This window comes from Niastella populi (assembly GCF_002078015.1).
In the GTDB taxonomy this organism is placed as follows: Bacteria; Bacteroidota; Bacteroidia; order Chitinophagales; family Chitinophagaceae; genus Niastella; species Niastella populi.
Window position 1 is genome coordinate 19,962 of record NZ_LWBP01000206.1, and the last position, 26,913, is coordinate 46,874.

A 26,913-nucleotide genomic window follows, 5' to 3' on the forward strand; every position below is an offset into this window, starting at 1 on the left:
GAGGGAGTTCGCGAATTTCTTATTTTACCGGCCTTATCACACTGGCAATATAGGCTACCAGCACACAAATAAGTACCGCCGCCGCAGGATACAGGAAGAAATTAATAACACCGGCCGCCTGAATAAAATACAAACAGATGGCGCTTACAATAAATCCGATAATAATTCCGGCGCTGTGAATGCGCGGGAAGAAAATACCGGCCACAAACATCCCGGCCAGGCAACCACCGAATAAGCCGATGATCTTTATGTACTGGTCCCAGATGGAAGCATTGCGCAGGTATACCATATAAATAGCGATCAAACAACCCAGCGCACCCAGAACAACGGTGGTCCAGCGGGCAAATACAAATCGTTGTTTATCGGTGCTTGCGGGCTTTACGCTTTGATAAAAATCGGTAGTTATAACCGTAGCAATAGAGTTCATACTGCTGCTGATGGTCGACATGGTGGCGGCAAACAAACCGGCGATAACGAGGCCGGCCAAACCCGAAGGCAACTGATTGCTTATGTACCAGGGAAAAACATCGTCGGTGCGGCCATGCGGGTTCAATGCAGCCGGGTGATGTTTATAATAAACCCATAACGCAGTACCTACGCTAAAGAAAATAAGCGACGCCGGTATTACAAGTATGGCATTGGTGTAAATCGATTTCTTTGCTTCTTTTTCTGTAGAGGTGGTAAGATAACGCTGCACTACTACCTGGTCAGATGAATAGGTTACCAGTTGCGTTAAAAATCCGCCAACGAACACTACCCACAATACCGGTTCGGTGATGGTCCAATCGGTAATAGCCAGCCGGAATTTATCGTGCTGCATGGCTTCATTGAACAATTGTCCGAAACCGCCATTCATTGAATTGGCTATAAAGAAAAGTGTTGCCAGGGCGCCGCCCAACAATACACCCACCTGCATTACTTCGGTCCATACCACTGCTTCTATACCGCCCGATACGCTATAGGCGGTAGTGATAATACTGGTGCCTACGATACAAAGAAAGATATCGATACCGGTGACCGCACTCAACACAAGTGCCGGTAAGTAAATTACGATGCCCAACCTGCTCACCTGGAACAATACAAACGTTAAACTGCCCAGCCATTTTACCTGGCGGTTGAAGCGGATGTTCAGGTATTCATATACGCTGGTGAGTTTTAGTTTACGGAAATAGGGCAAATAAAAATAAACGACTATCGGCGCCACCACCACTATCATTACATTGTTCAGGAGATAAACCCAATCGGTGGCATAGGCTTTTGCGGGAATGGCAATAAACGTCAATGCGCTTAGTTTGGAACCGAAGATACTGAGGCCCGCCGCCCACCAGGGAATTTTACCACCGCCGAGGAAAAAGCCGCTTGTAGTGCGTTGCATGTTCCGCGATACTATAACGCTGATGGCTATCACCAGTATAAAGTAAATGCCTACAATGGTCCAGTCGAACAACCGAAAACCGCCGGGTGGTTGTATGGGTGTTGCCATCAATACGCGGTTGGTGCGGGTACCGGGGCGCACCTCACCACCCGGAAGCACCAGGTTACCATTCCAGATCACAGTGGTTGTGGTAACCGGCGCCCAGGTGCTGGCATTGGGGTTGCTCTCCGCATCGGCCAGTTTTTCTGTGTTGACATCTCCTATTGTGCTCCATGAATTGGTAATGGAATTGTACATCCACACCGCGCTTGAAAAGCCCGGATGTTTTTGTTGCAGCGCAGCATTCTGATCGAAATAATTCCCGTTGTCGCCGCCAAACAACAGCAAATGGGTTTGCCCGGTTGTAAACGCGGGCGAGGGCGCGGCGGTTACCGGTTGCGGCAGATCGGCAATTCTTTGCCAGCCGGCCGATTTACCGGGAACATATTTGTATGCATCTTTTAAAAAGGTTCGATGCAGGATGCTATCGCCTGGTTGTTTTTCAATTGCAGCGCCGCTGAATAAATAAAAAGCGCCCTCCTGGGTGCCGGCAACCGCCAGCATTCTGGCTGCTCCGGGCCAGGCGCCGGGAGATGCCCATGAACGTTGTGCTGCAGGCAATGCCAGATCGAGCACCCAGAAATTCTTTTCGGCCTGCGTAGCGGTTGGCTCTTTTGTTCCACCGGCTATATACAGTTTCGAACCGATCATTATCCCGCACGCATTGGCAATGGGTGTAGGTAATGAAGGCAGGTTTTCCGTTTCTATAACGCCGTTCTTATACCGCAGAATCAGCACATCGCTGTAATGACGGCTTGCGTCACTGCCGCCGGCAATGATCACACCATCCTGCCAGGTGCAGGAAACACCATAAGCCAGCGGATGGGGTAAACGGCCTGCTTCTTTCCATTGACCGTTTGCCTGTTCAAGAACAAAGATTTTATCGTACCAGGTTTTGTTACCGCCGTTCCAGGGTGTGCCGCCCTTTCCAAAATTTGAACCGCCGGCAACCAGCAGGGCGCCGTTCGATACACCTGCAAATGAACCGGCGTAACCAACTTCATCGGGTATGGCAGGCAACTGCGCCCACTGCAGGTAGGGCTTGGTTGAGTCGTTACCAAAACCGGTAATACCAAGAAGGAGAAGAAATATATAGAGAATTCGTTTTTTCATATTGCTTTTCGTTACGGCGAGTGGAAAATGGCGAGCCTCGCAATTATTCAGAATGCCAAAAGTTCGACACCTACTCGCCACTAGCTACTCTCCATTAGCCATTCACCAAAGACCTTTACAAGCCTGATGCATCACTTTATATACAGATCATTTTATTTAAAATACAGTCGCTGCCTTTGGCTTACAGATCCAGTCAAAGAAACCAATACTTTTCAGATCTGCTTCCAGCAGTTTATATTCATGCTCTTTGAACGGGTTCAGTGGATAGCGTACATTGCCGCAATCGAAACCGATCAGTTTCATCATCGCTTTTTGCGCACGCAATCCGCCGTACTTTACGATAACACGCACCATTTCCACTGAAATATATTGCAATCGCTGCGCCTCTTTCAGGTTGCCTTTTTTGAATTCTTCCATCAGCGTATTGTACAAAGGCGCTACAAAATTATACGTGCTGCCAATAAATCCATTGGCGCCGGTGGCCAGTGCGCTCAGCAACATTTCATCGGTACCGTACAGGATATCGTATTTATTATTGCTGAAGTTAACGCAAGCCTGGTAGTCGTGGATCAGCGGGGCGGTATATTTAATACCGGCAAAAGAGGGGATGGCCTCGCCTGCTTTTTCAAGCAGCTTCACCATATCGAGACTGATACCTGTCAATACCGGGATATTATAATAATAAAGCGGCAATGATGGCGCCCCTTTGGCAATCTCCTGCAAACACGCCACCAGCAGATCGATGGAATCAACTTTAAAATAAGTAGAGGGTGTTGCCGAGATGCAATCGGCGCCGATCTGTTGCGCATGTTCTGCCAGGTGGCGGGCTTCCGTAATGCTGTTATGCCCTACATGCACAAATACCAGCAGTCGTTTATCCGCAGCTTTTACAAATGCTTCGGCCAGTTGTTTTCTCTCTTCTGTGGTCAGGGATGGCCCTTCACCGGTGCTTCCGCATACAAACATGCCCTTTACCTTATTATCGATCAAAAGGTTCACTACATCGGGTACTTTGCTGAAATTGATGCTTCCATCAGGGTACATGGGTGTAAAAGGAGCCGATAACAGTCCGCTAATGTGACTTGGTGTGTTCATTATCTATATTGGTTTATTTCTGTTTCAACAATTCTTTCGCTGCCAGCTTTTGAAAAACGATGGTTTCATAGGGATGCTTTTTTCCCGCTTCATATAAACAACCGATGTCTCCGCCCGGCAACAGCACCATACAGGAATAGGCCGACGGACCTGTATAAAGGGTACGGATAACCGGCCAGGTTTGTCCTTCATCGAAGCTTGCCCTGATGGTCATGTTTATCCGTTTGGCCGATGCCGGGTTCAGGAACAGCATACAACTTTTTGTTTTCTTACCCGGCCACGAATACCTTAATATACTTGCCTGGCAAACCGGTTCAACCAGCGCCGGCACGTTGGCAGGGGCCGTCCAGGTAATGCCGCCATCATAACTGATCGCATAGGCGCGGCAATTACGCTGAAAATACGAGCGCATGTTCATGAGCAATGTACCATTGCCATCGGCCACTTCTATCACCTGGCATTCGTTCATCTTCGGCGTAATGGTGCCGCCCAGTTTCCAGGTGGCGCCATGATCGTCGCTATAGATGCTGTGCGAACCCATATTGGGATGGCCCTGTTTTGGAATAGTGGTTGAGTCGTCATAACTGAAATCGCAGGGGATCACCAGGCGGCCTTTGTGCAGGCCATTTTGTATCTGAATGCCAATACCCGGACCGGTGGCATACCAACCCCACTCCTTCTTTTTGGTGGCAGCAGTGATGTTTTCAGGAGCCGACCACGTAAGGCCATCGTCCCTGCTTCTGCTTATCCATACGGTACGGGTACTGCGGCTGAGCTTTTTTATTATATCGCCTTCTTTATCATCGCCGAGGTTGTGAGTCATCAGTAAACATATGGCGCCGGTTTCGGCATCCACCACGGGGCAGGGATTGCCGCAGGTGTTGGCGCTATCGTCCCAGATAACCTGCTGCGCACTCCAGGTGCGGCCGCCATCGGTTGAGCGCTTCACCAACATATCGATATCACCGGCATCGGCCGCGTTGTTCCTGCGACCTTCGCAAAACGCCAGCAGGGTTCCGTTATTCGTTGTAACGATGGCGGGAATGCGGTAACTTTTATAACCGTCGGTGCCAGATACGAAGAGCGCCATTGTATCGGGCGTAGAACGTACCTGTGCACAAACGGGTATCCATAGCTGCGTAACCAATACGAGTAAAAAATATATTCTTTGCATAGTTTGTTCCTATCTGTAAGTGTTCGCTTCAGTTAAAATAAAAAACTCCGGCATCATTTCGCGGGCAATAGCCCGCAGCCTGGCCACTTCACTTTCATCGATGCCCTGGTAGGGCCAGCGCAATCTGGTGCCTGCATTTGTCCAACCGCCAATGGCAGCCAGTAATTTGTCAGCCGCCTGATTGGTGTATCCTTTGTCATCGATATACGGAGCTATGTGCTGGTTCATGAACAACCGGATCCGCCGTTCGAGTTTCAATGCACGCGGCAGATCGGTCAACATCATTTCATACCATTGCTGCGCAGCACCAGGGTGCAAACAGGCTACGTTCGAATAGGCGCCATGTGCGCCGTAACTGATACCCGTAGCAAGATGATGGCCCGGTACAAACACGGAGATCCCGGGCGCATATTTTTTCATGGCTGCATACCATTGTTCATCGCCTCCGCCAACCTTGCAACCAACCAGTTCTATCCCTGCTTCCTGCAGCTGGTAAAACTCTTCGGGGGTCAATCGCTTTTTGGCATGAGGCGGATTGTATAGAACCAGTCCCACCTCCCCGGCTACTTCGGTTAACTCTTTCAGGTAGCTGATGGCTTCCCGCATACCGGGGGCCGACCAATCGGGCAGAATTACCTGGATAGCGCCCGGCTGCAAAGCAGCAGCCCGTTTAACGCGATCGCGCGCCATAACCGGAATGGGATGACAGGCGCCGATCTGGAAAGGCATACCCGCCGCATGGCATTTCTCAGCCAGCAGGGTATTGATGGTATCAAACTCTTCTTCGGTTTGATTGTAAAACTCACCGGCAGTACCATTTGAATAAATGCCATTCACCTGCATGGCGATAATGGTATCTATCTCTTCTTCCAGCTTGCGGTAATCGATGCTGTCATCATTATTGATGGGTAGTAACAACGTGGCCCAATTACCTTTGATATCTGCTGCCTGTAGTGGAATCATATATCTTATTTAATAACAACTGGTTGTTTCCATTAGCACATTGGTACATTGCTATTTGAGGTGTGCCGCACTTTCCCGGCTGTGTCAAATGTAAGTGTGGCACACCCTGCCTATTAATATCCATCCGTTTGTTCCAACTGCCCGTTATTGGCCAGCACATTGGCGGCCAGCGGCCAGAACAGGGGTGTGGTTTTTCCAACCAGGTTCGGCACATAGTTGTACACATCGATAGTACCGCCCTTATGGAAGCGAACGAGATCATACCAGCGCTTGTTCTCAAAGAACAACTCCCGGCCGCGTTCATCTAGTATTTCTTTTTCAACACTTAATTTATCGGCAGCGCCTGTATAATCACCGATGCCTGCGCGGTTACGGGTTTTGTTCAGGTATTCGATCGCTTTTGTCGTATTACTTATTCCGGCATAGGCTTCCGCAGCCATAAGGAATACTTCACCCAACCGGTACATGATGATATCATTATCGGGCACGCGGTCATCGGCATATTTTGTTCCGGGTAATTTGGTGATCCAGGAAATTTTTGGTGTGGCGCCGTGGCGTTCGGTAACCCAGGTAAATGGAATTCGTTTGTCGTCACCTGCAAACAGCGCTTTTGATTTGGGGCTGATCTGGTAAGCGCCCTGTCCGTTGGAAGTAGTGATACAATATGGTAAACTATCCAGGTTGGTGGCGCCGGTTATACCGGTGAGATAAGGAAGGGCGTTGATCGCATAATTGTTGAAGCTTTCATCGCGGTTAAAGTAAGCCGCCAGTATTATTTCACTGTTGGCGCGCGAAGTAGTGACTTCCCGGAAATCGGTTCGCAGGCTGAGGCCGGATATTTTTTCCACTTCCGCCAACGCCGCAATAGCGTCATTAAAATCACTGGCGCCGCCTGCAAGCACTTTGGCGCTCCATAACTTCGCATCTGCTTTCAATGTTTGCGCGGCAGCGTAGGAGAACCGATACCTGCTGGTAATTGCCTTTTCAGGAAAGAGGGAAATGGCCCGGTCAAGATCGGTAATGATCTGTTTTATTACTTCCGTCGCTTCCGACCGCGGCAACCGGGGCACATTCTCATCGGTAATTGCCTGCAGCATCAACGGTGCATCGCCAATTATACGCACCAGGCTGAAATAGAGGTACGCCCGTAAGCTGAGCGCTTCTGCAATCACTTTTTTCTTTGTGTTCTCATTGGTGAACGGAAAGGTTTCGATCTTCGACAACAGCAGGTTGCAGTTGCCAATGGCCTTATACCAGTTGGTGTAATCGAACGCGCCGGTAGTTGGGGTTATGTTGTGCGTCCATGCCTGGGTAAACCGGGAGTTGAGCGCCGAGATCAGTTCTTCACCGCGTTCGGTTCCGTAAGTAAGGTTATTGGCAATACCGGTTATGTTCTGGGGGCCTGTTCGGGCCGAGCCGCGCAGGTACATATAAATTCCCACAACGTACGGATCAAAATCACTTTCGTTTTGAAAATAGTCGGCATCGGTAATGGACGATTCCGTTTTTGCCTCCAGTAACTTTTCACAGCCGGTGCCAATGATCAGCAGCCAGCAGCTTATTGTAAGAAGAAATAATTTGTTCATATGCTGTTATTACAATCGTTACAAATTGATTTACTTAAACCGTACGGTTGCCCCCAATGAAAACTGGCGCGGACGCGGATAACCGATGGCATCGAAACCGCTGTAGGTTTCGGGGTTCACACCTTTATACTTTGTGAGATAACCTATATTATATATGCTGCCGAAAACATTCACTCCGCCCAGCCTGGCTTTCTTCACCAGTTCTTTCGGCAGGTCGTAGCCCAGGTATATTTCGCGGAAGGCAAGGAAATAACCTTTCTCGAACATGGTGCTTACATCAACGCCATAGGAGTTACTGGTTCCAACGGCAGATACCTGGCGAATATAATTGCGCTGTCCAAAATCGTAATCGGCAAAAGAGAAACGCGCATATTTTTTACCCACGTCGCCGGGCTGTTTCCAGATATCACCGCCCAGCGCTTCGGCGGGCGCCCCTTCATTGAAGGCCCGGCCCTGCCCTAACGAACGGGCCAAAGCGCCGTTGCTGATCACATGCCCCAATGCATAGTCCATGGCAAAACGCAACGTAAAGCTTTTATAAGTGAAGGTATTTTGCATACCGCCAATTTTGTCGGGCGCCCGGTAACCCATGAACACCATGTCGCGGCTGTCGATCACGTTATCTCCGTTGAGGTCGGCCCAGATATAATCACCGGCCCGCTTGCCTACGGTTTGGCCCGAAGGAGAAGCCATCAGGTCTTTTTTACCCCAGGCAGCAGCGTCGGCATCGGTTGAAAAAACGCCATCCACTTTGAATGCATACAAGCTATAGGGCCGTTCTCCTTCAGCTATGCCACCCACTTCCACTTCGCTCTTTGAGGAAGGGTCGTATACCACGCCGCCGTTCTGGCGATTTTTAATGCGGTCATTATCTGGCAGGTCAACCACAACTGTCCTATTCAGCGCAAAGGAGAAATTGGTTTTCCATGTAAATTCCTTATACTTTAAAACAGTGGCTGATAATTCAACTTCTACGCCCCTGTTGCGTATGGTTCCATTGTTATAGGTGATCGAAGCAAACGGTCCTTCCAGTGGTAATGGCTTCGAAGCCAGCCTGTCTTTGGTGAGTTTGTTATAATAGTCTACCGTTAACATGATCCTGTTCTGGAAAAAAGCGGCATCAACCGCCAGGTCGATCGTTTCGGTAGATTCCCATTTCAGGTTGGGATTGGCCAGGCCATGGCGTACGATACCGGTTGTTTGCGCATAACCTGTTCCCAGGTAATTGCCATATGTATCGGCCAGTTCCAGATCACTTAAACCGGCATTTCCCCAGCTTGCCCGCAGCTTTAAGGCATTTACATACCTGGAACGCCAGAACGCTTCGTTGTGCATGTTCCAGCCAACCGATAATGCGGGGAAGGTAGCATACTTATTACCGGGAGCGAAGTAGGAAAATCCATCATAGCGAAGTGAACCGCCTACCAGGTACCTGTTATCATAGTCATAATTGAACTGACCGAAATAGCTGGCCGATCTGCGCTCCGTTAAAGTAGTGTTCAGATCGGTTACATTGGTTACGGTTTGCCCGTTCACTATCGATGTGGTGGGCTCTTCAATGGTATACACGTAATCATTGGTAGCCCGCTGCGAACCTACCGTAACGATACTTCGTTGTACGCGCGTATAGTTAAACCCAGCCAGCACACTTATGTTATGATCATTGAATGACCGGTCATATTGTAAGATCTGATCAATCATCAACTGCCGCAGGTTATTGGTGTTCTGATATTTCTGACGGCTGGTCGATAACTGTACGGAACCGGGATACGCTTTTCTGAATAACATATTCCGGTAATCATCGAGGATGTATGATACCGCCGGTCTGAAGTGCAGGCCTTTCAAAATAGTTACATCGCCGGCCAAACGTGATACAATGCGCTCGGTATTCACCCGGGAATCGTCATACTTCAACGTATGGAAACGGTTGCGGGTACTTGTTACTTCACCGAATGTAGGCGTGCCATCATCGCGAAATATGCGGATCAGCGGTGTTACGCGCGTAGCGCGCACCAGGTCGTTTGTATAGGATTCAACATAATTGGGGATCACATTCTGGTAGTTCACACTTGCATCGAGTTTGAAATTGCTGGTGACCCTGAAACCGAAATTGCCCAATACATTATAACGTTTGTAGTTGGTGCCCACAAAAATGCCGGCCTGGTTCACATAACCCAGCGATACATTATAGCTGGCATTCTCACCGCCGCCGTTCACACTGGCATTGTAATTATCTGAAATGCCGGTATTCCACAACAGATCCTGGTAATTGTTATCTGCAAACAACAGCCGTGTTCCGGGATTAACAGGGTCATCCATCACCTGCCAGCCTTTTGTGAGCAGATCATCTACATACTCCTGTCCCTCTACAGCCACAATGTTATCGTACAATGCGGTCAGGTTGATGCTGTTGCTGTACTGGCCTTTTTGCGTGAACACGGTAGTGCCGGCCGAAAAACCACCTTTGTTAAGCAGGTTGTCTTTATTCAATGCATCGGAGGTTTGCTGAACGGTGGTACGGGCCAGTGTGAGGTAATCTTTGGCGCTCAGGTAATCATAGTCGCGCATCTGGGTTTCCCAGTTACGGCGGTAATTAAAGGTGATGGTAGGTTTTGCGCCGAACTTACCTGATCTTGTTTTTATGACAATTACGCCATTTGCGCCGCGGGCGCCATATGCAGCCGTAGAAGCGGCATCTTTCATTACCTGGAACGATTCGATATCGTCTGGATTTATATCGTTGAGTGAGCGGAAGATCCCATCTATCACTACCAACGGGCCGCTGTCATCGACGCTGCTGTTAGCCCGGCCGCCGCTGGTGCCCAAACCCGTACCGTATGTATTGAGTTTGGTACCGCCACGAATAAGAATATTGTTGGCTCCCGACCCCGGCTGCCCGTTCACAATGGGCACCGACACGCCGGCCAGTTTTCCCTGAATGGCCTGTATGGGGTTGGGGTTGGGCGTATTTTGCAACTCCTCAGTGGCGAGCTTCGAAACGGAAGCCGCCGTTTTGTTCCTGGTCTGTTGCATATATCCCACCACCACCACATCTGTTAAGGCGGTGGCCTCGGCGTCGAGGGAAATATTGATTATGTTCTGTCCATTTAGGGCCACTTCCTTAGGCTGGGCGCCGATGTAGGAAAACACCAGGGTGTCGTTCAGCGTATTCACTTTTAGCTGAAACTTCCCATTGATGTCGGTAACAGTGGCCCGGGCGGCGCCTTTTACAGTAACTGTTACATTACCAAGCTTTTCTGAAGTTGAGTTCGTTACAGTACCCGAAACGATCGGAATGGTTTGTCCTAAGCCAACTGCACTCATCAGTAACCAGCAGCCAGTGAGGAACCAGGTGAGAATCTTTTTCATAATGGCTTGTCGTTAGTTTTGCAATTACGTATTTATGTACTACATATTACAAATATAGAACTCTCCTCATTTAATCCAAATAAATTTGTGCGGCAATTTAGCCATGATAACTTTGTTACCTGTTCTACGCATAGTGTGGCAACCAGGAACTGTCGGTTCTTCCCTTCTTCATAACTGTACAGTGTGCTTTATGTCAATATCTTAGGTATATAAAATCACCAGCTTTGGAAATGAACCTTTTGCTACGGGCAGGTCATGTCGGGGCTGTTTTACAGGCAGGTTATGCAATCGATTGTGTAAACAAAAAATCCCATATGAACATTTTATAACACTTCATTTTCCCACCTAAAACAGGCTTAATATTAAGTCTTACATATTCACCTAATTTTTATTACTTTTGATCATATGAGCATCGAAAAAGATCTTTTTAAACTGAAGCCTATCGCTTATACTACGATGGCCGACCAGGTGGAAAACCACCTGCGTGAGTACATCATTAAGCGTTCTATTAAACCGGGTGACCCTATACCGAAAGAAACCGAAATAGCCCAGGCATTAGGGGTTAGCCGCAATGTGGTGCGTGAGGCGCTCAGCCGTTTGCGGATGCTCGGGATGATCGAGTCGCGTAAAAAACGCGGAATGATCCTTACACAACCCGACGTAATGAAAGGCCTCGAGCTGATCATTCATCCTACCATACTCGATGAACATGTTCGTAAACAATTGTTCGAACTGCGGCTGGTGCTGGAAGTAGGTTTGGGCGATCTGTTGTTCCGCCGTAAGTCGGAGGAGCACCTGAAAAAACTGGATGCCATAGTTGAACGTGAACATAAAGCCACTACTCAAATTGAGCGTATACGCTGCGAAGTTGATTTTCACTCCACCTTATATGAAATGGCGGGCAATGAAACATTGAAACGTTTCCAGGATATTTTAATGCCGGTATTTGAATATGTGGTAGAATACGAATCGAAACTCGATCATACTTCTGTTGGCTCGGTAACCCATGCCGATCTTGTAAAAATATTATACAGCAACAATGCCGAAGCGTATCCGAACGCAATGCGCAAGCATTTGATGCCACACCTCGATCATCTGTAGAACAGCCAGTGACAGGCGAAAGCCAAAAGCCGAAAGCAAATACATACGAAAGATTGTATTTGCTTTTTCGCTTTTAAACTCAGGCTTTGGCCATTAGACCTTAGCATTTCTTTAACACCCGTTATTCCCCGGTTAATAATAAAGTTTTTGAATAAACTTTAAACTTTTCTGCCGTCATATCGTAGTAATAAACTATCACGCAATAATGTTCGATATGAAACACGCAATCGTTTTCGGCAGCATATTCATGCTTTCAGCAGCAGCCGCATTTTCCCAGGAAGTGGTTTCGCTGAATGAGCCCATTCATTTCGCCTCACTTAAGTTGAACAGATCACCAAGAGAAGAGACCGGTAGTATAAGAAGAGAGAAAGCAGCCACGTTACCCAACTGTTCCACCGGGCAACACTTTGAAACCGATTTCCCGAATGCTGCCAATGTAAGCTGGAGAAGAGCGGGTTTCGAAGAAGCACAATTCACGTTGAACGGAAAAGAATGGAAAGCATTTTATGATTACAACCATGACCTCATAGGCACTACAACGGCAGTAGAGTATTCCGTTTTACCTGAAGCCGCCCGTAAATATATTGAGAAGCATTATAGCGGCTATGCCGCTCACCAGGTGATCCTGTTCAACGACAATGCGTACAACGGCAGTGATATGGTTTTATATGGTAATGCGTTCGATGATGCAGACAATTATTTTGTTATGCTTTCGAACAGTAACAAAACAATGGTGCTGCAGGTGAACCTGGAGGGCGTGGTGACCTACTTCAGCGATCTTTCTTACAGTAATGTTAAATAACTCTTATAAGTACAGGTTTCCCTTTATGTGATGGAACCTGTTCCCAAATTTTTTGTTAGTCAACACAATTAATCATCGTTTGTAAACGTCATTACTACGAATTATGAAAAGGGTGACTATATTACTGGCAGAAGATAATTTGGTATTGGGCCTCTTTGTAAAACGCGTATTACAACAGGCAGGTTACCGGGTATGGTACTGTATGAATACGGCTGAAGCATGGCAATATTACGCTGATAAAAATCCCGACCTGGTATTGCTTGACAACAATCAATCTGCGACACGTACAAATTTCATACTGGCAAGCAGGATCAGACAGGTGAATAAATTAGTTCCCATTCTCTTCCTTTCAGGTAAAACGTACGAAGAGGAGATGTATGCCAACATCTGGCCCAAACATACCGTTGAACCGGAAAATACCAATGTAGTGAGCGAAAAGAAGTTACTGGAGCACCTGAACAGTATATTATCGGTGGCAGCTCCACCTGCAGTTATTGCGCCTGTATTTGATAAAAACCGAATGAAATTGTGCAGTCCTGAAGACATGCTCATACTTACCTCTTTCTTTGAAGACTCCGTTCACCTGAAAGAATATGTTCCTAATTAAGAGGGAACACAGGTCTCCGGTTAAATCCAACATAAAAAACCAAATTCCAAAACTAAACCTCGATGATGAGATTTTGATTCTGGAATTTGGTTTCCTTTGAATTCGATAATAAACCGAATTCTTCCATCGCACCCGTCCTATCTTGGAATTAAGATTGTTTGATGTGTTTCAACGAAATCCTTGAATCCGCTGATCTCTTCTTCGAGCATCCTTTTGAATACCGGTGTAAATAAGCGGGCAACCTGTTCTCCGGCCTTTCCTAACGGCGCATGATACGTGAGCACTACATCGACCGTAGTTCCCTGTCCGCCCAATGAATCGCGAAAACCTATTTTACCGGCATTATCGATCGATGAACCGGGAAGGCTTTGCCAGGCGATCATTTCGCCATAACGCTCTTTAACGATCTCTGCATGCCATTGCAACGTACCAACCTTACCGGGAATTTCCATTACCCAGTTAGAGAACAGTTCATCCTGTTCTTCTACCTTTTGCAGGTGTTTCATGAACAAAGGCAGGTTCGATAAATTGCGCCACATGGCATATACCTCTTCACGAGGTTTATTTACGATCATCGACACCCTGATATTGAGTGTACGGCCTGCTGCCACTTTTTCTATTGAATGATATACTTCGCTAAAGGTGCGTTTACCGGCGATACCCTTATAGGCGAGAAAACAACCTACAGCGGCCTTTAAAAACCGGTTGGAAGAATTTTTGTTGAATGCACTGCCGATCAGCATAACTCCTCCCGCTACGGAAGCCAGCCGCTGACAGGTGGCTGCGCTCATTAATTTGTCCCTATTGGTGTGCATAAGGAATAATTTTTAAGTGGATAGTTAGTATAGTATTGCATTAAGTATCAAAATACTATACCACCCACGTTGGGGGGACAACCGTTACTATTATTACCTATAGGGTGAAATTGTTGCTTTTTTTCTACAAACGGGGAGTTGTTCAGTTATTCAGTTGTTCAGTTCTCAGTTCATAGTTCTCAGTTCACAGTTCTTAGTTCACAGTTCACAGTTCTCAGTTTTTAGTTTTTAGTTTTTAGTTTTTTTAGGCGGCCTCTCGTCTTTATGCCTATTGGCTTTCGCCTGTTGCCTATTGGTCATGCCGCATTCCTTCAGCCACTCTGAAAATATGAAGCAGGTAAGGGAACAGCGCATCCATGCTTTCTTCGGTGCCCCGGGTTGAACCTGGCAGTGTAAGTATCAGCGTGTTACCGATAAAACCGGCTATGCCGCGCGATAACATGGCATAGGGTGTACGCTGCTGGCCGTATTGCCGCGCCGCTTCCATAATACCGGGAATGGTACGATCGAGTAAGGGCTCAATAGATTCAGGCGTTACATCGCGGGGAGAAAGACCGGTACCACCGGTAAACAAAACGAGATTATATTTTTCGTTCACCAGTTGTTTAACTGTTGATTGTATGGCATCCTTTTCATCGGGAATGATCTTGTACAAACCCGTGTTGAGGTTATATTGTTTTAATTTTTGCAGAATAACTTTCCCGGCCCTGTCCTCTTTATCACCGGCCGAAATGCTGTCACTGCAAACGACCACCGCGCAAAGCAGGTTCCTGGAAACAGCATCTTTGAAGTCGGTTTTGCCGCCTTTTTTATTGACGAGTTTTATGGTGCTGATCTCGATCTCCTTATCGATCGGCTTCAGCATATCGTACATCGTTAACGCCGTCACCGATGCGCCATGCATGGCTTCCACTTCTACCCCCGTCTTATAAATAGTATGTACTTCTACCGTTACAATCACATTCAATCCTTCAATCGTATGCGTAATGCCTGCATACTCTACCGGCAGGGGATGACAATCGGGAATAACATCACTTGTTTTTTTTATGGCAAGTAATCCTGCGGCGCGACTGAACTCAAACACATCGCCCTTGGGCACTTTGCGTTGCAGGATGGCATCTATCGTTTCCTGTTTTGATACTTTTACAATTGCAGTGGCGGTGGCTTGTCTTAAGCTGGATACTTTATTAGTAATATTTATCATTGAATTGGATCAAAGTGAGTCAAAAAAAGCTATAAGCCGTAAGCTGCAAGCTATAAGCAAATACAGCGCGGCAACCGGGAACTGTATTCCCTTTTTCATTCTGCATTTAACTTTTACATTCGTAATTGAACATTCGATATTCAATAATTCTATTTATTCTCTTTCCATTGATAACTTTCATCTTCAAAAATCTCTTTCCCCCAAATCGGTAATTCCGCTTTTAATCTTTCCACCACTTCATTGCAGGCATCGATGGCGGCTTTGCGGTGTGCCGATGATGTGAACACAAACAAACAAATTTCGCCGGCTGCAATTGTACCCAGACTGTGATGCACGTGCATGCACACCAGCGGATATTTTGCAAAGATCTCTTCCCTTATCAGGTGCATTTTTTCCAGCGCCATTTCTTCATAAGCAGTATACGTTATCGCTTTTACCGTATTGCCTTCGATCACATCGGCACGCACCTGTCCCAGGAAAATGCTATGCCCCCCAATATTTGTTTTGGTATTGTGCTTTTGAATGCTGTCAGCAATAAAGGAAGCCGCAATGGGTCCCTGGGTGAATATATTCTTTGGTTTGCGTTCTGTGATCATGATGTGCTATTTGGTGAATGGTCAATGGTCAATGCCTCGCGAATTTTTAAATTTATTTAAGCCCTTGCACCGCCCGAAATTCGAGCCGGTTGCCAAAGAAGGCCGCGCTTAAGTTTGCCGTTTCACAGCCTGCCCCGATATAGTCGGGGTTTGCCGTTTCACGATAACCTACCCCCCCGCAAATGGCGGCAATAAAGCTACCGTATTGTTTCCCGATAACGCGGTATGCCCGGTTACAATCTGTTTGTCAACGGCAATGATATAAGGTTTATTCACCAGCGCCGGATAACGTTGATTCAACTGATCTATCAATTCGCTGGTATCCGCCGCATTCTCTATCATTACGGGATTGTTCCCCATAACATCTGTAAGTTGTCCAAACACAATAACCTGTACCGGCATTTTATTTAGTTTATTTCCGTATCACAAATTTACTTAATTCCTTTATAGCAGCGCCGGTTACCGGTTTCCGGTTACCAGGCAGCTTTTTCAAATGTCAAAACCTCACCAACCGAGAACTACGAACTATGAATTATGAACTGTGAACTGTGAACTGTGAACTAGGCAATCAAATGAACTTCCACCTCCTCCCCCACTCCATACTCCATTTTTTCCTCGGGCAAAACCAGTAAACAATTGGCCATGGCAAAGGACCTCAACCGGTACGATTCCTGCGAATCGAGCGGCACAACCGTTTTCCCGTCATAATATCCTTTTAAAAAGAAAGTGAGCGCGGCTGTTTTTGAGTATGCCCTGCCCAGCGGCGCCAGTACTGTTTTCAGTACCGGTTTCAATTGCATCAGTTGCTCAAGCGCCGGAATAACATACTCATAAAAACAGGTAAGCACCGACGATGGATTACCCGGCAACCCGAATACCCATTTTTTCCCTTTTCGGCCCACAAACAGCGGTTTTCCCGGCCGTTGCTTTAGTTTATGGAACAAGGTAGTAACCCCGCATTCAGCAGCTGCCTGCGGCACAAAATCATAATTACCTACACTTACCCCGCCCGTCAATAACACCACGTCGCTATTGTCGAGCGCATATTGTAAAGTATCTTTTACCGTTTGGGGATCGTCCTTTGCTTCGAATACCGGCACTTCTTCTATCAGTAACGACTGCAATGCTGCCCGCAACTGGTACGAATTGCATTCGTATACCTGTCCGTAATGTAATGGCTTGCCGGGCTGTTGCAGTTCGTTGCCGGTTACAATGATACTCATAACCGGTGTGGGATAAACCGTTACTTCCGATACACCGGTCGTTGCCAGAAAGCCTATAGCCGCTGGCGTTAGTACATCGCCTTTCAGCAGCGCCATTTCCCCGGCTTTTATTTCAGAACCTTTGGGGCGCACATTCAGCCCGGTTTTCAACTGCTCATCGTGAATATGTAACTGCCCGTTGTTCACCTCCGTTTTTTCCTGCATAACGACCGTATCGGCGCCGGCAGGAACGGGCGCGCCGGTAAAGATGCGCATGGCCTGGTTGCCCTGCAGTGTCGACAGTCCGGGCGCACCGGCGGGCACTTCGCCCTGGATGCTTAATGTTTTATGCAACTCATAACCGGCAAACGACAAAGCATAACCGTCCATGGCCGATTGATCGAATGCAGGAATATCCGTTTGGGCTGTTACATCGGCTGCCAGCACGCGGCCTGCCGCCTGTTGTAATGGAATGGTTACCGGCGGCAATGCAGTGGCATTGTCGCGGATCATATTTTTTGCTTCTGTTACAGAAATCATGTCGCTGGTATTAACCTCCGATGGTGATCATGCTGCGGTTCTGAATAGCACTGGCTTCCAGGTGCTCGAAATCGGTATTGAACTGTCCGCCCAGTTCTTTCTTCTTGGCATGAATACTCTGGCGGATCAAAGGAATGATGTCGCCCCCGTTTCGTATGGTAGTAAGAAGATCGGTTTCTTCCTGGGAGAAAAGACAATTTTTCATTTTGCCGTCAGCGGTCAGTCGCATGCGATTGCAGGTACTGCAAAACGGCGCGCTCATGGTGCTGATAACGGCAAAGGTGCCGGCGTGGCCCGGTACCAGGTATTTTTTTGCGGTATCGTTCAGCTCACCTTTTAACGGCAGGAACGAATACTCCGCTTCTATGATCTGTAATATTTGCTGCCAGGTGAGCACCTTGTTGCTCGTCCACCGGTTTCCCTGAAACGGCATGAACTCGATAAAACGCACATGCACCGGCGTGTTTTTTGTCCAGGCAATAAAACTGTTGATCTCCTGGTCATTGAAATCTTTCATCACCACCACATTCACTTTGGCGCGAATGTCGTTTTCGATCAACAGGTGAATATTATCGTATACCCGTTTGAACTGGTCGCGGCGGGTGATCAGTTGAAATTTATCGGCCTGCAGCGTATCCAGACTAACATTAAGCGAGGTAATACCGGCCTGTTTTAACGTGGGCAGAAATTCATGCAGGCGGGCGCCATTGGTAGTTAGCGTTAAGGTAACCGGCAGTTTCGACAGGGCCAGAATAATATCGGCGGCATCTTTACGTACCAGCGGTTCCCCGCCGGTAAGCCTGATCTTTTTTACGCCCAGGCTCACGAACGTTTTCGCAATAGTCTCTATCTCATGCGCCTGCATCAGTTTTGAGGCGGGCGTAAACTCATACTCCTCTTCAGGCATACAATAAAAACAGCGAAAATTGCAATTGTCGGTCAGCGAGATCCGCAAATAGTCGTGCACCCTGTTAAACTGATCAATTATCATTACCCGTAAAGTTAGTTATTAGTTAACAGGTTAACAAGTTAACAGGTTGACAGGGACCCTCAACTTTGAAAACCTGACAATATTCAGACTTATCTATTTTTAACGGTTGTATTTTCCTTGTCAACTCGTCAACCGGTCAACTCGTCAACTTCCTATACTCCCCCTCCGTATCTATATCAAATTCCCCTTCTGGAAAGGGTACCGGAACCACTTCGTCGGGGTGCTGCTGTATAATTTTTTTCGCACCCGTGTCGCCCTGCAAATCAAGCAGTTGGGGAAACAGGGATTTATCGAACAGGGCGGGAATACCCAGGGTACCGCCATAGGCACTGGCCACAATGCTTTTGTTGCTTTCCTGCCGCTCATTGATAAGTTCCAACAGCAAAGCGGCCGAAACGAACGGCTGATCGCAAACCATAAAGATCACCTGGTCGGGCGATGGCGTGCGATCGAGCAGGGCCTGTAAACCGCACCGGATCGACGAAGCTATCCCCTGCTCCCAGTCGGGATTGAAAACAACATGCACCTGGGCAGGGTTCAACCCGGCTACCAGTTGATCGGCATTGGCGCCCGTTACCACTACCGGCCGCGTGGTGATGGCCATTGCCGTTTGCACCGCATGTTGCAACAGTGTTTTACCCTGCCAGGGTAACAATTGCTTTGGCCGTCCCAACCGGGAAGATGCGCCTGCGGCAAGAATTACTATATCTGTATGAAAGATGGTCATTCCTGATGATTTTAATAAGTAACCTGTTACACCTTTAAGCTTTTCAACCAACCTTCACTTCCTCAATCTCCTTCTCTACCCGCGGATGAATGGTATCGGCACTGTTGCGCAATGATTCGCCATTTCTGCCGGCAATAACCGCCTTTATTTCTGCCACCATCGATAGTGCGATCTCTTCGGCATTTTCGGCGCCAATATTCAATCCTACCGGTCCATATACCATTGCCAGTTGTTCAGGCGTTGGCACTATGCCTTCCGCCTTTAATTCATCGAGCATGCGCACCAGTTTCTTACGCGGGCCCAGCATACCAATATAGGTAATGCGTTGTGTTAATAACTGGCGGAATATTTTGAGGTCATAATTATAATTATGCGTCATCAGCACAAAAACGGTTTGCGCATCAACGGCAACCTGTTGCAGTACCTGGTCTGATTTTGCTACCAGCACCTGGCTGGCGGTAGGGAACCGGGCAGGCGTTGCATACGCAGGCCGTCCATCGGCTACCATTACCCGCCAACCCAGCAAATGCGCCATTTGCGCAACGGGTATGGCGTCGTTTCCCGCTCCGATGATGATGAGCGAAACAGCCGGTTGTATGAGTTCGATAAATGCCGTGAATTGTTTGCCTTCCGATACATACGTTTTTGTAGCCGACACCTGGTTTATAAAGGCGGTTTTTGCGTCGGTGGTCAATGCCTGCTGCAATGCATCATTGCTCATACGCGCGGTAACGGTGCCGCCCGGTAATTGAAGTAAGCAGGTGCCCGGCTGTACTTCGCGCCGGTCGTTCAGCGAAAAAAGCATTACCAGCACGGCATGTTGCCGCTGGCTGTTGATGGTCTTTAATAATCGTATGGGATTATCGGGTTGCGCGGGTAATATCGGTTCTATAACAATATGTATAATGCCTTCGCACCCGAGGCCAACACCCAGTTTGGCATCATCTTCATCTGTTGTATCGTAGGTCACCAGCATGGGCTGCTGCCGCTCCATCACCAGCAATGCTTTACGCAGGGCATCGCCCTCGAGGCAACCGCCGCTGATGGCGCCGGTAAGCTGTCCGTCCTGGGTGATCAACATGCGCGCGCCGGGCCGGCGGTAGGAAGAACCCTGTACATGTACCACGGTGGCCAGTGCGGTCTGTTTCCCCTTTTGTTGCGCCTCCTCGAAGGCCTGTATAATGGCCTGTATTTCTTTCATTTGATAATCAATAATTTTTTCATTTGCCAAACGGAACCCACCATAAAATTTTCATCATTAACAAAAGAAATTGCCCGAATTTTTTATGGCTCATTTCAGATGTAATTCTTTTAACACATCTCCACTAAAGTTACAACAGTTGAAACACATAATTTGATGCAAATTCGACCAACGGCGTTGGGCATATTTTGGTCACTATTAGAATAATTTATCAGGAACCTCTTCCGCACTGTCGTAACTTAAAGGTTCAAATCACTCAATTTTATGGCTTCGTACAAACTCAGTATCAACGGAAGTTCTTTTTCCGTAGAAGCTGATCCCAAAATGCCACTGCTATGGGTTCTGCGCGATCTGTTGAATTTAACCGGTACCAAATATGGCTGCGGTATGTCGCAATGCGGCGCCTGCACCGTGCATTTGAACGGCAATGCCATTCGCTCCTGCACCATGCCTGTTTCGGCCGTAGGCACGCAGAAAATAACCACCATTGAAGGGTTGAGCACCGATAATTCGCACACCGTGCAGCAGGCCTGGATCGCTGAACAGGTTCCGCAATGCGGTTATTGCCAAACCGGGCAGATCATGTCGGCAGTGGCCCTGCTGAAACGAAATCCCAATCCTACCGACCGCGATATCGACATGGCCATGCAGGGAAATATCTGCCGCTGCGGCACCTATCCCCGCATTCGTAAAGCCATTCACAAGGCGGCAGCCATGATGAAACAACCGCCGGCTAAAGGTTTTTAGTGCCACTGCCATGGCAGCATTGGCGGTACGCCGAACCTTCTACCTGTTAACTCAAACTTCGTTATGCAACAAAAACATTCCATCGATCGCCGCGCCTTTTTGAAATTAAGCAGTTTCACCGGCGCTGCGCTCACCATAGGTTTTTACTTCCCTGCACTGGGCAGGGAAACTGCGGCCATCGTTACCGCTTCCACCGCCGAAAACCTCGGCATTGCACTGAACGCATTTATTTCTATTGATAAGAACGGAAGCGTATCCATTCTCAACCACCGCTCCGAAATGGGCCAGGGGTCATACCAGGCGGTTCCGCAAATGATTGCCGAAGAACTGGAAGTTTCGCTCGATCAGGTGTCGATCTCCTTTGCGCCCGGTCACCAGAATAAATACGGCAACCAGATAACCGGCGGCAGTTCAACCGTTCGCGGCGCCTGGAAACACCTGTTGAGAACCGGCGCCACTGCCCGCGAAATGCTGATTGAAGCGGCTGCCAAAATATGGAGTGTACCGAAAGATGAATGCTATGCGCAAAATGGCGAGGTCATTCATCGCCCAAGCAACAAAAAACTCGGTTACGGCGAACTGGTAGAAGAAGCTTCGAAGCTTACGCCGCCCAAACAGGTGGTGTTGAAAGAAAGAAAAAAATACAACCTCATTGGCAAACCATTGCCCCGGCAGGATACGCCTTTAAAGGTCAATGGCAGGGCTGAATTTGGAATGGATAAAAAACTGCCCGGCATGTTGTATGCCGTGGTAGAACGCAGTCCGCACTTTTTAGGAAAAGTAAAAAGTTATGACGACAGCGCCGTAAAGAAAATGCCCGGCGTTAAACACGTCATTAAAGTACATATGCCGGTGTTCAACACCGTAAGGGAAGGTATAGCCATCGTTGCCGACAATACCTGGGCCGCCATGCAGGCGCGCAAGGCGCTGAAAGTAGAATGGGATACTACCGGTTTTGAACACCTCGATACAGCCGCACTGTACAACCGCATGAAAGAAGATCTGAAAAAACCCGGTTTATCACAACGCACCGGCGGCAATTTCGAGGCAACGTTTGCAAAGGCTTCAAAAAAAGTGGAAGCCGTTTATGAAACGCCATACGAAGCGCATGCCTGTATGGAACCGGTGAATTGCGTGGCCGATGTAAAAGAGGATAGAGCGGAAATATGGGGGCCAATTCAGGGGCCCGACTGGATCCAGCGCGACCTGGCCGACCGCCTTAAAATACCCATTGATAAAATAACGGTTAATATGACTTTTTTAGGCGGCGGTTTTGGCCGGAAAGCCTTTACCGATTACACTACCGAAGCCGCATTAATAAGTAAAGAAATAAAAGCCCCTGTACAGGTAGTATGGACGCGCGAAGATGATATGACACAGGGGCCTTTTCGCCCCGGCGCCATGTATGAATGCAAAGCCGGGTTGAACAATGGCCGCATTGCAGCCTTTCAAACAAAAATGGCAGCGCAGAACATGGGCCATCAAAACCCGGGCGCCGATAAAACCAGCTTTAACGACAGCATCACCGAAGGTTTGCCCGAACCGTATTTAAATTCGATAGATCATTATAGTTTTTCAGATATACCAACCGAATCGCCGATACCTGTAATGTGGTGGCGTTCGGTGTATTCCTCTACCAATGGTTTTGCCTATGAAAGTTTTATCGATGAACTGGCCGTTGCGGCCGAAAAGGATCCGCTCGATCTCCGGCGCGCACATTTGCGCGATGAACGTTACCTCGCCATTATTGACAAGCTGGAAGAAATAACGGGCTGGAAATCGCGCGGCAAAAATTCCGGCTGGGGTGTAGCCATCACCGAATGTTTTAAAAGCATAGTGGGCGAAGCGGTAAAAGTGTCGAAACAGGCCGATGGTAAATTAAAGATCGACCGCATTGTAGCTGTAATGGATTGCGGCTGGTATGTGAACCCCGATATCATCAAAGCACAGGTAGAAGGCAGCATCGTAATGGCATTGGGCGCTGCAACAACACATGCAACGAATTTTACCGATGGCAAAGCAGTTGAAACGAATTTTCATCAATACCGCATGCCGCGCATAAGCGATGTGCCCGATATGGAAATATATATTATGGAAAACGAAGAGAAACCCGGCGGCGTAGGCGAACCGGGCTTACCACCATTCGCACCGGCATTATGTAATGCGATCTTCGATCTTACAGGAAAGCGGATACGCAAACTGCCGTTCAATATGAATGAGGTGTAAGAGCAGATGAGAAAATCAAGATCAGGCAACCCCGTCACCGGTTTTCCAGAACGGGGTTTATTATTGAGGTTACGCTCTGTGGACTTTACCCGATGCGGGATGCCGGGAACGAACGTATAGTCAATAAAAAAGGACGGCCAGTAATGACCATCCCGTAGTTGCCTAAAAGCGTGAACCATCTATAATGCACAGCATTAAACTAAGTTCTGGTACGAAGCAATTATTCAATCACTACCTTGTTCATAAAGACCACTTCACCCGTTGCTTTATTTACTCCTTTTATAAAATAAGTACCCGATGTTGAAATAGTAAATGGCTTCACTACGCCGCTGGCAAGCGTTTCTTCCTTTCCAATCATTTTGCCATCGACATTATAAATCCGCACAACAGTAATTCCATCCGCATTGGTAAGCAATACATTGAATTGCCCTCTTGCCGGAACCGGCCAAACCTTCACCTGTGGTATTGCATCACTGCCATTCACTGTGCGAATTGCTGAAACGGTTTGTTTGCCATCAAAATCTTTCTGCAACAGCCTGTAATATGTTACGCCATTATGATCGTTGACGTCCTGCGTTTCATATTCCAGTTTTACCGGGCTGTTGCCGTTATCTGCCTTACTGTCGATTTTGCCTATGGTCGTAAACGGACTACCGGGTGAGAATGTACGCTGCACTTCAAAATAATCGTTGTGCGACTCCTGTTCCGTTTGCCAGTTAAGGCTTACGGTTGACGCATCTTTTCTTTTTGCTTTGAAATTAACCAGGGTTACGGGCAGCACCGCATCGGGAGTGGCCAGTATATTCACGGTGCGTGTCATGGCGCTTCCTTCAGCATCGGTTACTGTAAATTCAAATGAGGCCAGCCCGTTTGCTGCCGGGGTAAACAACACAGTACCGGGGTTAGCGGCATCAGGCACTACAGAACCGTTCACCGCATTGGCAGTTATAAACACGGGGTTATTGGTATACCCGCGGGCCAGCGTTTTCAGGTCGAGCGAAAAAGGTGTGGCAGGCAAAATAAAATAGTGCAGGCCGCCCATCCACTCCAGGTATTCATCCAGTTGGGTAAAGCCATCCATATCGGCATCGCTGTTGGCATCTGAAAAATCATTGGCGCCTGAATTTACATTTAGTCCTTTTAGCGTTTCCCACCAGTTGGGTAAACCGTCATTATCGGAATCGAATGCAGCGTCGCGTTGTATGGCCGGATAGTTTTCCCAACCGCCTACATCGCTTTCTTTATCGGGTAAACCCGGATACCCCGATACGCTTCCCGAATACGTATAAGTGCCGTTCAACGTTTCATTCACAACCCTGATATCATGATCGTCGAAAACAGGTTGGTTACTGCCTACATTCGAAAGCACGCGCTTATAGGCGTCTTTGGCCGTTTGGGTTGCAATGTGGGAATCAAAGAATGGCGAGCTCACGAAGGTTGTCCAGTTTACAATGGCGCCATTGCTTATGCGAATGCGGCGGCCAAGGTCCTGTGTGCTTTCATCAAAATAACCGGGCATTACATTGCCTTCGCAATAATATTGCTGGGTACCCAGCCCTACTCCTTCATGATCGGCGGTTAACGCAACAAAAATGCGGCTTGCGGCGCCGGGTTTATAATAGTTGTTTACAAAATTCACCTGGTGGGCGCCTCCATCGGTAGTGCGGCCGCGCCAGTTGTACACGACGTTGTTACGAATATCGAGTTTACCTGAATAGTAGCCATTACCATCGAGGCCGCCGCCCAAACTCCAGTTGCGGCCTTCGCAATGCGCCAGTAAATTATGGTGGAAGCTTCCGATATAGCCACCGATCGTTGCGGCATAACCGTGTGCGGTTCCCGCCGGGTAGTTCTGGTGGCCCGCTACGTTCAGCGCTTCCGAGATCAGGGTACGTTGCAGGGTTACGTTTTTGGCGTTCCGCGAGCTGAATGCTTCATCGATGGTCCAGCTGACGGAGCAGTTGTCAACGATACTGAAATCGCCCACACAGCCCATACCATCGGTGGTAGCCGTACCGCCTACCCGTACCCGCAGGTGACGTATAACAATATCTTTACCACCTGCGCCAAAGGGATTGCCTTTAATACAAATTCCTTTACCGGGCGCGGTTTGTCCGGCAATGGTTATATAGTTCTGTGAAACCGTCAATCGCGAATTTAGGGTGATGATACCCGACACATCGAATACAATGGTACGCGGGCCAATATCATTGGTAACGGCTTCGCGCAAGCTGCCGGGGCCGCTGTCATCGAGCGTGGTTACATGCACCACCCTGCCACCGCGGCCGCCGCGGGCAAACCGGCCATACCCTTCTGCATCTTTAAATGCCAGCTGGCGCGGGCGGTAGTACCAGATATTCCCCCTGGTGATATTGCCATCGGCATCCTCCTGGTCGACCCGCCAGTAATACGAATTCATACTGTATTGGGCCGAAGCGGTATAAGCCGTAGTCGTTAACCGGCCTTTGTATAACGACGAAGCAGGCGTTGCGCCGGCAACAGCAGCAGAATCGATGCCGATATATACATGGCTGGCTACCGCATTGGCGGCATTCGTCCAACTGGTGTTCAGGGTGCCGTTATCTGCATCAACATGTTCATCGCCATGCGCCGGGAAAGGCAATTTTGCCTGGTAAAGCGGGTTGGCGGTATTGAGCTCGATGCCGTTGAGCATAAAATTCCTGTTGGAAGCGCCGGTGGTGGTATCGGCAACAAATAATAACACCACATCCTGTCCGGCCAGGGCATCGGCATACATATAAGCGACAGGCACATTGGAAGTAATGGTTTCGCGAACGCTCAATGCGAGGTTATCGTATTTCATTACGCCATTTACATACACATCGATCGGGGCGAAGGTGTTGGTAGCCGGGTTATCGACGTTGTTATGATAAGTAAGGAAACTGTGCCGGCCGGCCGGCAAACCGCTGATGCGCATCTCTATCTGCGCACCGCTGTTCCCACTATTTACCCGCACGCCATCACATACCAAACGGGCAAAAAAAGGCGTTTGTATACCGGCCTTGTACCAGTTGGTACTGAGCTTATCGCCATACGGCCCCTTTCTGATAAGCTTAACGGTAACACCACCGCTTAGTGAAATCGTTGCGGTATCGAGCGTTGCAGCAGGCAGTGCCCACCCGGTGTACCCCGGCTCCAGTACTTCTGCATCGGGCCGGCCGGTTTGGTTGAGATCGATCTTGTGAACAGGATTTTGCGGGAAAGCCGTAAAATAGCAGCCAACAAATAGCAGGGTCGCAAATAAAGTGCATACACACTTTGTAGCTCGTTGAAAGCAAAGCATACGTTAGTTTTAAAATGGTTTTGTAGAACAGTAATAAATAAATGGCTTCCGGAAATCAGTAGCCGGAACAACCTCC

20 protein-coding genes are annotated in these 26,913 nt (G+C 48.2%); 5 read left to right on the top strand and 15 right to left on the bottom strand.

What is annotated here, in order from left to right:
* Positions 1 to 19: 19 nt before the first annotated feature.
* The 6 genes from A4R26_RS24770 to A4R26_RS24795 all read right to left on the bottom strand — a co-directional run bounded on the left by A4R26_RS24770 (position 20) and on the right by A4R26_RS24795 (position 10,774).
* Complete coding sequence (locus A4R26_RS24770) at positions 20 to 2,587, bottom strand: sodium:solute symporter family protein (protein WP_081169220.1); 2,568 nt, start codon at positions 2,585 to 2,587, stop codon at positions 20 to 22.
* Positions 2,588 to 2,743: 156 nt separating this feature from the next.
* Positions 2,744 to 3,682 (bottom strand): dihydrodipicolinate synthase family protein, encoded by a 939-nt coding sequence (locus A4R26_RS24775; RefSeq protein ID WP_081169221.1) that lies wholly within the window; start codon positions 3,680 to 3,682, stop codon positions 2,744 to 2,746.
* A 13-nt stretch (positions 3,683 to 3,695) separates the two neighbouring features.
* On the bottom strand, positions 3,696 to 4,856 hold the full coding sequence (locus A4R26_RS24780; RefSeq protein WP_081169222.1) for a sialidase family protein: 1,161 nt from the start codon (positions 4,854 to 4,856) through the stop codon (positions 3,696 to 3,698).
* Positions 4,857 to 4,865: 9 nt separating this feature from the next.
* Positions 4,866 to 5,819: a dihydrodipicolinate synthase family protein gene (locus A4R26_RS24785; RefSeq protein ID WP_081169223.1), complete on the bottom strand. Its 954-nt coding sequence runs from the start codon at positions 5,817 to 5,819 to the stop codon at positions 4,866 to 4,868.
* 113 nt (positions 5,820 to 5,932) lie between these two features.
* Positions 5,933 to 7,405, bottom strand: a complete 1,473-nt coding sequence (locus A4R26_RS24790) for a RagB/SusD family nutrient uptake outer membrane protein (protein WP_081169224.1) — start codon at positions 7,403 to 7,405, stop codon at positions 5,933 to 5,935.
* A gap of 30 nt (positions 7,406 to 7,435) precedes the next feature.
* Positions 7,436 to 10,774 carry a SusC/RagA family TonB-linked outer membrane protein gene (locus A4R26_RS24795; protein WP_081169225.1) on the bottom strand — a complete coding sequence of 1,113 codons (3,339 nt, stop codon included), beginning with the start codon at positions 10,772 to 10,774 and terminating at the stop codon, positions 7,436 to 7,438.
* 405 nt (positions 10,775 to 11,179) lie between these two features.
* Here A4R26_RS24795 and A4R26_RS24800 point away from each other — a divergent pair, with 405 nt between their 5' ends.
* The 3 genes from A4R26_RS24800 to A4R26_RS24810 all read left to right on the top strand — a co-directional run bounded on the left by A4R26_RS24800 (position 11,180) and on the right by A4R26_RS24810 (position 13,284).
* Positions 11,180 to 11,875, top strand: coding sequence for a FadR/GntR family transcriptional regulator (locus A4R26_RS24800; RefSeq protein WP_081169226.1), 696 nt, complete (start codon positions 11,180 to 11,182; stop codon positions 11,873 to 11,875).
* A gap of 214 nt (positions 11,876 to 12,089) precedes the next feature.
* Positions 12,090 to 12,677 carry a hypothetical protein gene (locus tag A4R26_RS24805; protein ID WP_133054769.1) on the top strand — a complete coding sequence of 196 codons (588 nt, stop codon included), beginning with the start codon at positions 12,090 to 12,092 and terminating at the stop codon, positions 12,675 to 12,677.
* A gap of 103 nt (positions 12,678 to 12,780) precedes the next feature.
* Entirely contained in the window at positions 12,781 to 13,284 is a 504-nt protein-coding gene (locus A4R26_RS24810; RefSeq protein ID WP_081169228.1) for a response regulator transcription factor, read from the top strand.
* Positions 13,285 to 13,421: 137 nt separating this feature from the next.
* Here the strand turns inward: A4R26_RS24810 and A4R26_RS24815 are convergent, their stop codons facing one another.
* From A4R26_RS24815 to A4R26_RS24850, 8 genes are all read right to left on the bottom strand, one after another.
* A complete protein-coding gene (locus tag A4R26_RS24815; RefSeq protein ID WP_081169229.1) occupies positions 13,422 to 14,099 on the bottom strand; it encodes an SRPBCC family protein in 678 nt (225 codons plus the stop codon).
* A 289-nt stretch (positions 14,100 to 14,388) separates the two neighbouring features.
* A complete protein-coding gene (moaCB, locus tag A4R26_RS24820) occupies positions 14,389 to 15,303 on the bottom strand; it encodes a bifunctional molybdenum cofactor biosynthesis protein MoaC/MoaB (protein WP_081169230.1) in 915 nt (304 codons plus the stop codon).
* A gap of 149 nt (positions 15,304 to 15,452) precedes the next feature.
* Positions 15,453 to 15,899, bottom strand: a complete 447-nt coding sequence (locus A4R26_RS24825) for a molybdenum cofactor biosynthesis protein MoaE (RefSeq protein ID WP_081169231.1) — start codon at positions 15,897 to 15,899, stop codon at positions 15,453 to 15,455.
* Between the two features lie 168 nt (positions 15,900 to 16,067).
* On the bottom strand, positions 16,068 to 16,301 hold the full coding sequence (locus A4R26_RS24830) for a MoaD/ThiS family protein (RefSeq protein WP_081169232.1): 234 nt from the start codon (positions 16,299 to 16,301) through the stop codon (positions 16,068 to 16,070).
* Between the two features lie 158 nt (positions 16,302 to 16,459).
* A complete protein-coding gene (locus tag A4R26_RS24835) occupies positions 16,460 to 17,641 on the bottom strand; it encodes a molybdopterin molybdotransferase MoeA (RefSeq protein ID WP_081169233.1) in 1,182 nt (393 codons plus the stop codon).
* 10 nt (positions 17,642 to 17,651) lie between these two features.
* Positions 17,652 to 18,632: a GTP 3',8-cyclase MoaA gene (moaA, locus tag A4R26_RS24840; protein WP_081169234.1), complete on the bottom strand. Its 981-nt coding sequence runs from the start codon at positions 18,630 to 18,632 to the stop codon at positions 17,652 to 17,654.
* A gap of 136 nt (positions 18,633 to 18,768) precedes the next feature.
* On the bottom strand, positions 18,769 to 19,359 hold the full coding sequence (locus A4R26_RS24845; RefSeq protein ID WP_107685898.1) for a nucleotidyltransferase family protein: 591 nt from the start codon (positions 19,357 to 19,359) through the stop codon (positions 18,769 to 18,771).
* A gap of 43 nt (positions 19,360 to 19,402) precedes the next feature.
* Positions 19,403 to 20,560 carry an XdhC family protein gene (locus A4R26_RS24850; RefSeq protein WP_081169255.1) on the bottom strand — a complete coding sequence of 386 codons (1,158 nt, stop codon included), beginning with the start codon at positions 20,558 to 20,560 and terminating at the stop codon, positions 19,403 to 19,405.
* A 264-nt stretch (positions 20,561 to 20,824) separates the two neighbouring features.
* On the opposite strand from A4R26_RS24850, the gene A4R26_RS24855 reads away from it, so the two are divergent.
* Both A4R26_RS24855 and A4R26_RS24860 read left to right on the top strand, forming a co-directional pair.
* Positions 20,825 to 21,307, top strand: a complete 483-nt coding sequence (locus tag A4R26_RS24855) for a (2Fe-2S)-binding protein (RefSeq protein ID WP_081169235.1) — start codon at positions 20,825 to 20,827, stop codon at positions 21,305 to 21,307.
* 63 nt (positions 21,308 to 21,370) lie between these two features.
* Positions 21,371 to 23,533, top strand: a complete 2,163-nt coding sequence (locus A4R26_RS24860; protein ID WP_081169236.1) for a xanthine dehydrogenase family protein molybdopterin-binding subunit — start codon at positions 21,371 to 21,373, stop codon at positions 23,531 to 23,533.
* Between the two features lie 220 nt (positions 23,534 to 23,753).
* Here A4R26_RS24860 and A4R26_RS24865 read toward each other — a convergent pair whose 3' ends face one another.
* Positions 23,754 to 26,837: a T9SS type A sorting domain-containing protein gene (locus A4R26_RS24865; protein WP_081169237.1), complete on the bottom strand. Its 3,084-nt coding sequence runs from the start codon at positions 26,835 to 26,837 to the stop codon at positions 23,754 to 23,756.
* Positions 26,838 to 26,913: the final 76 nt, after the last annotated feature.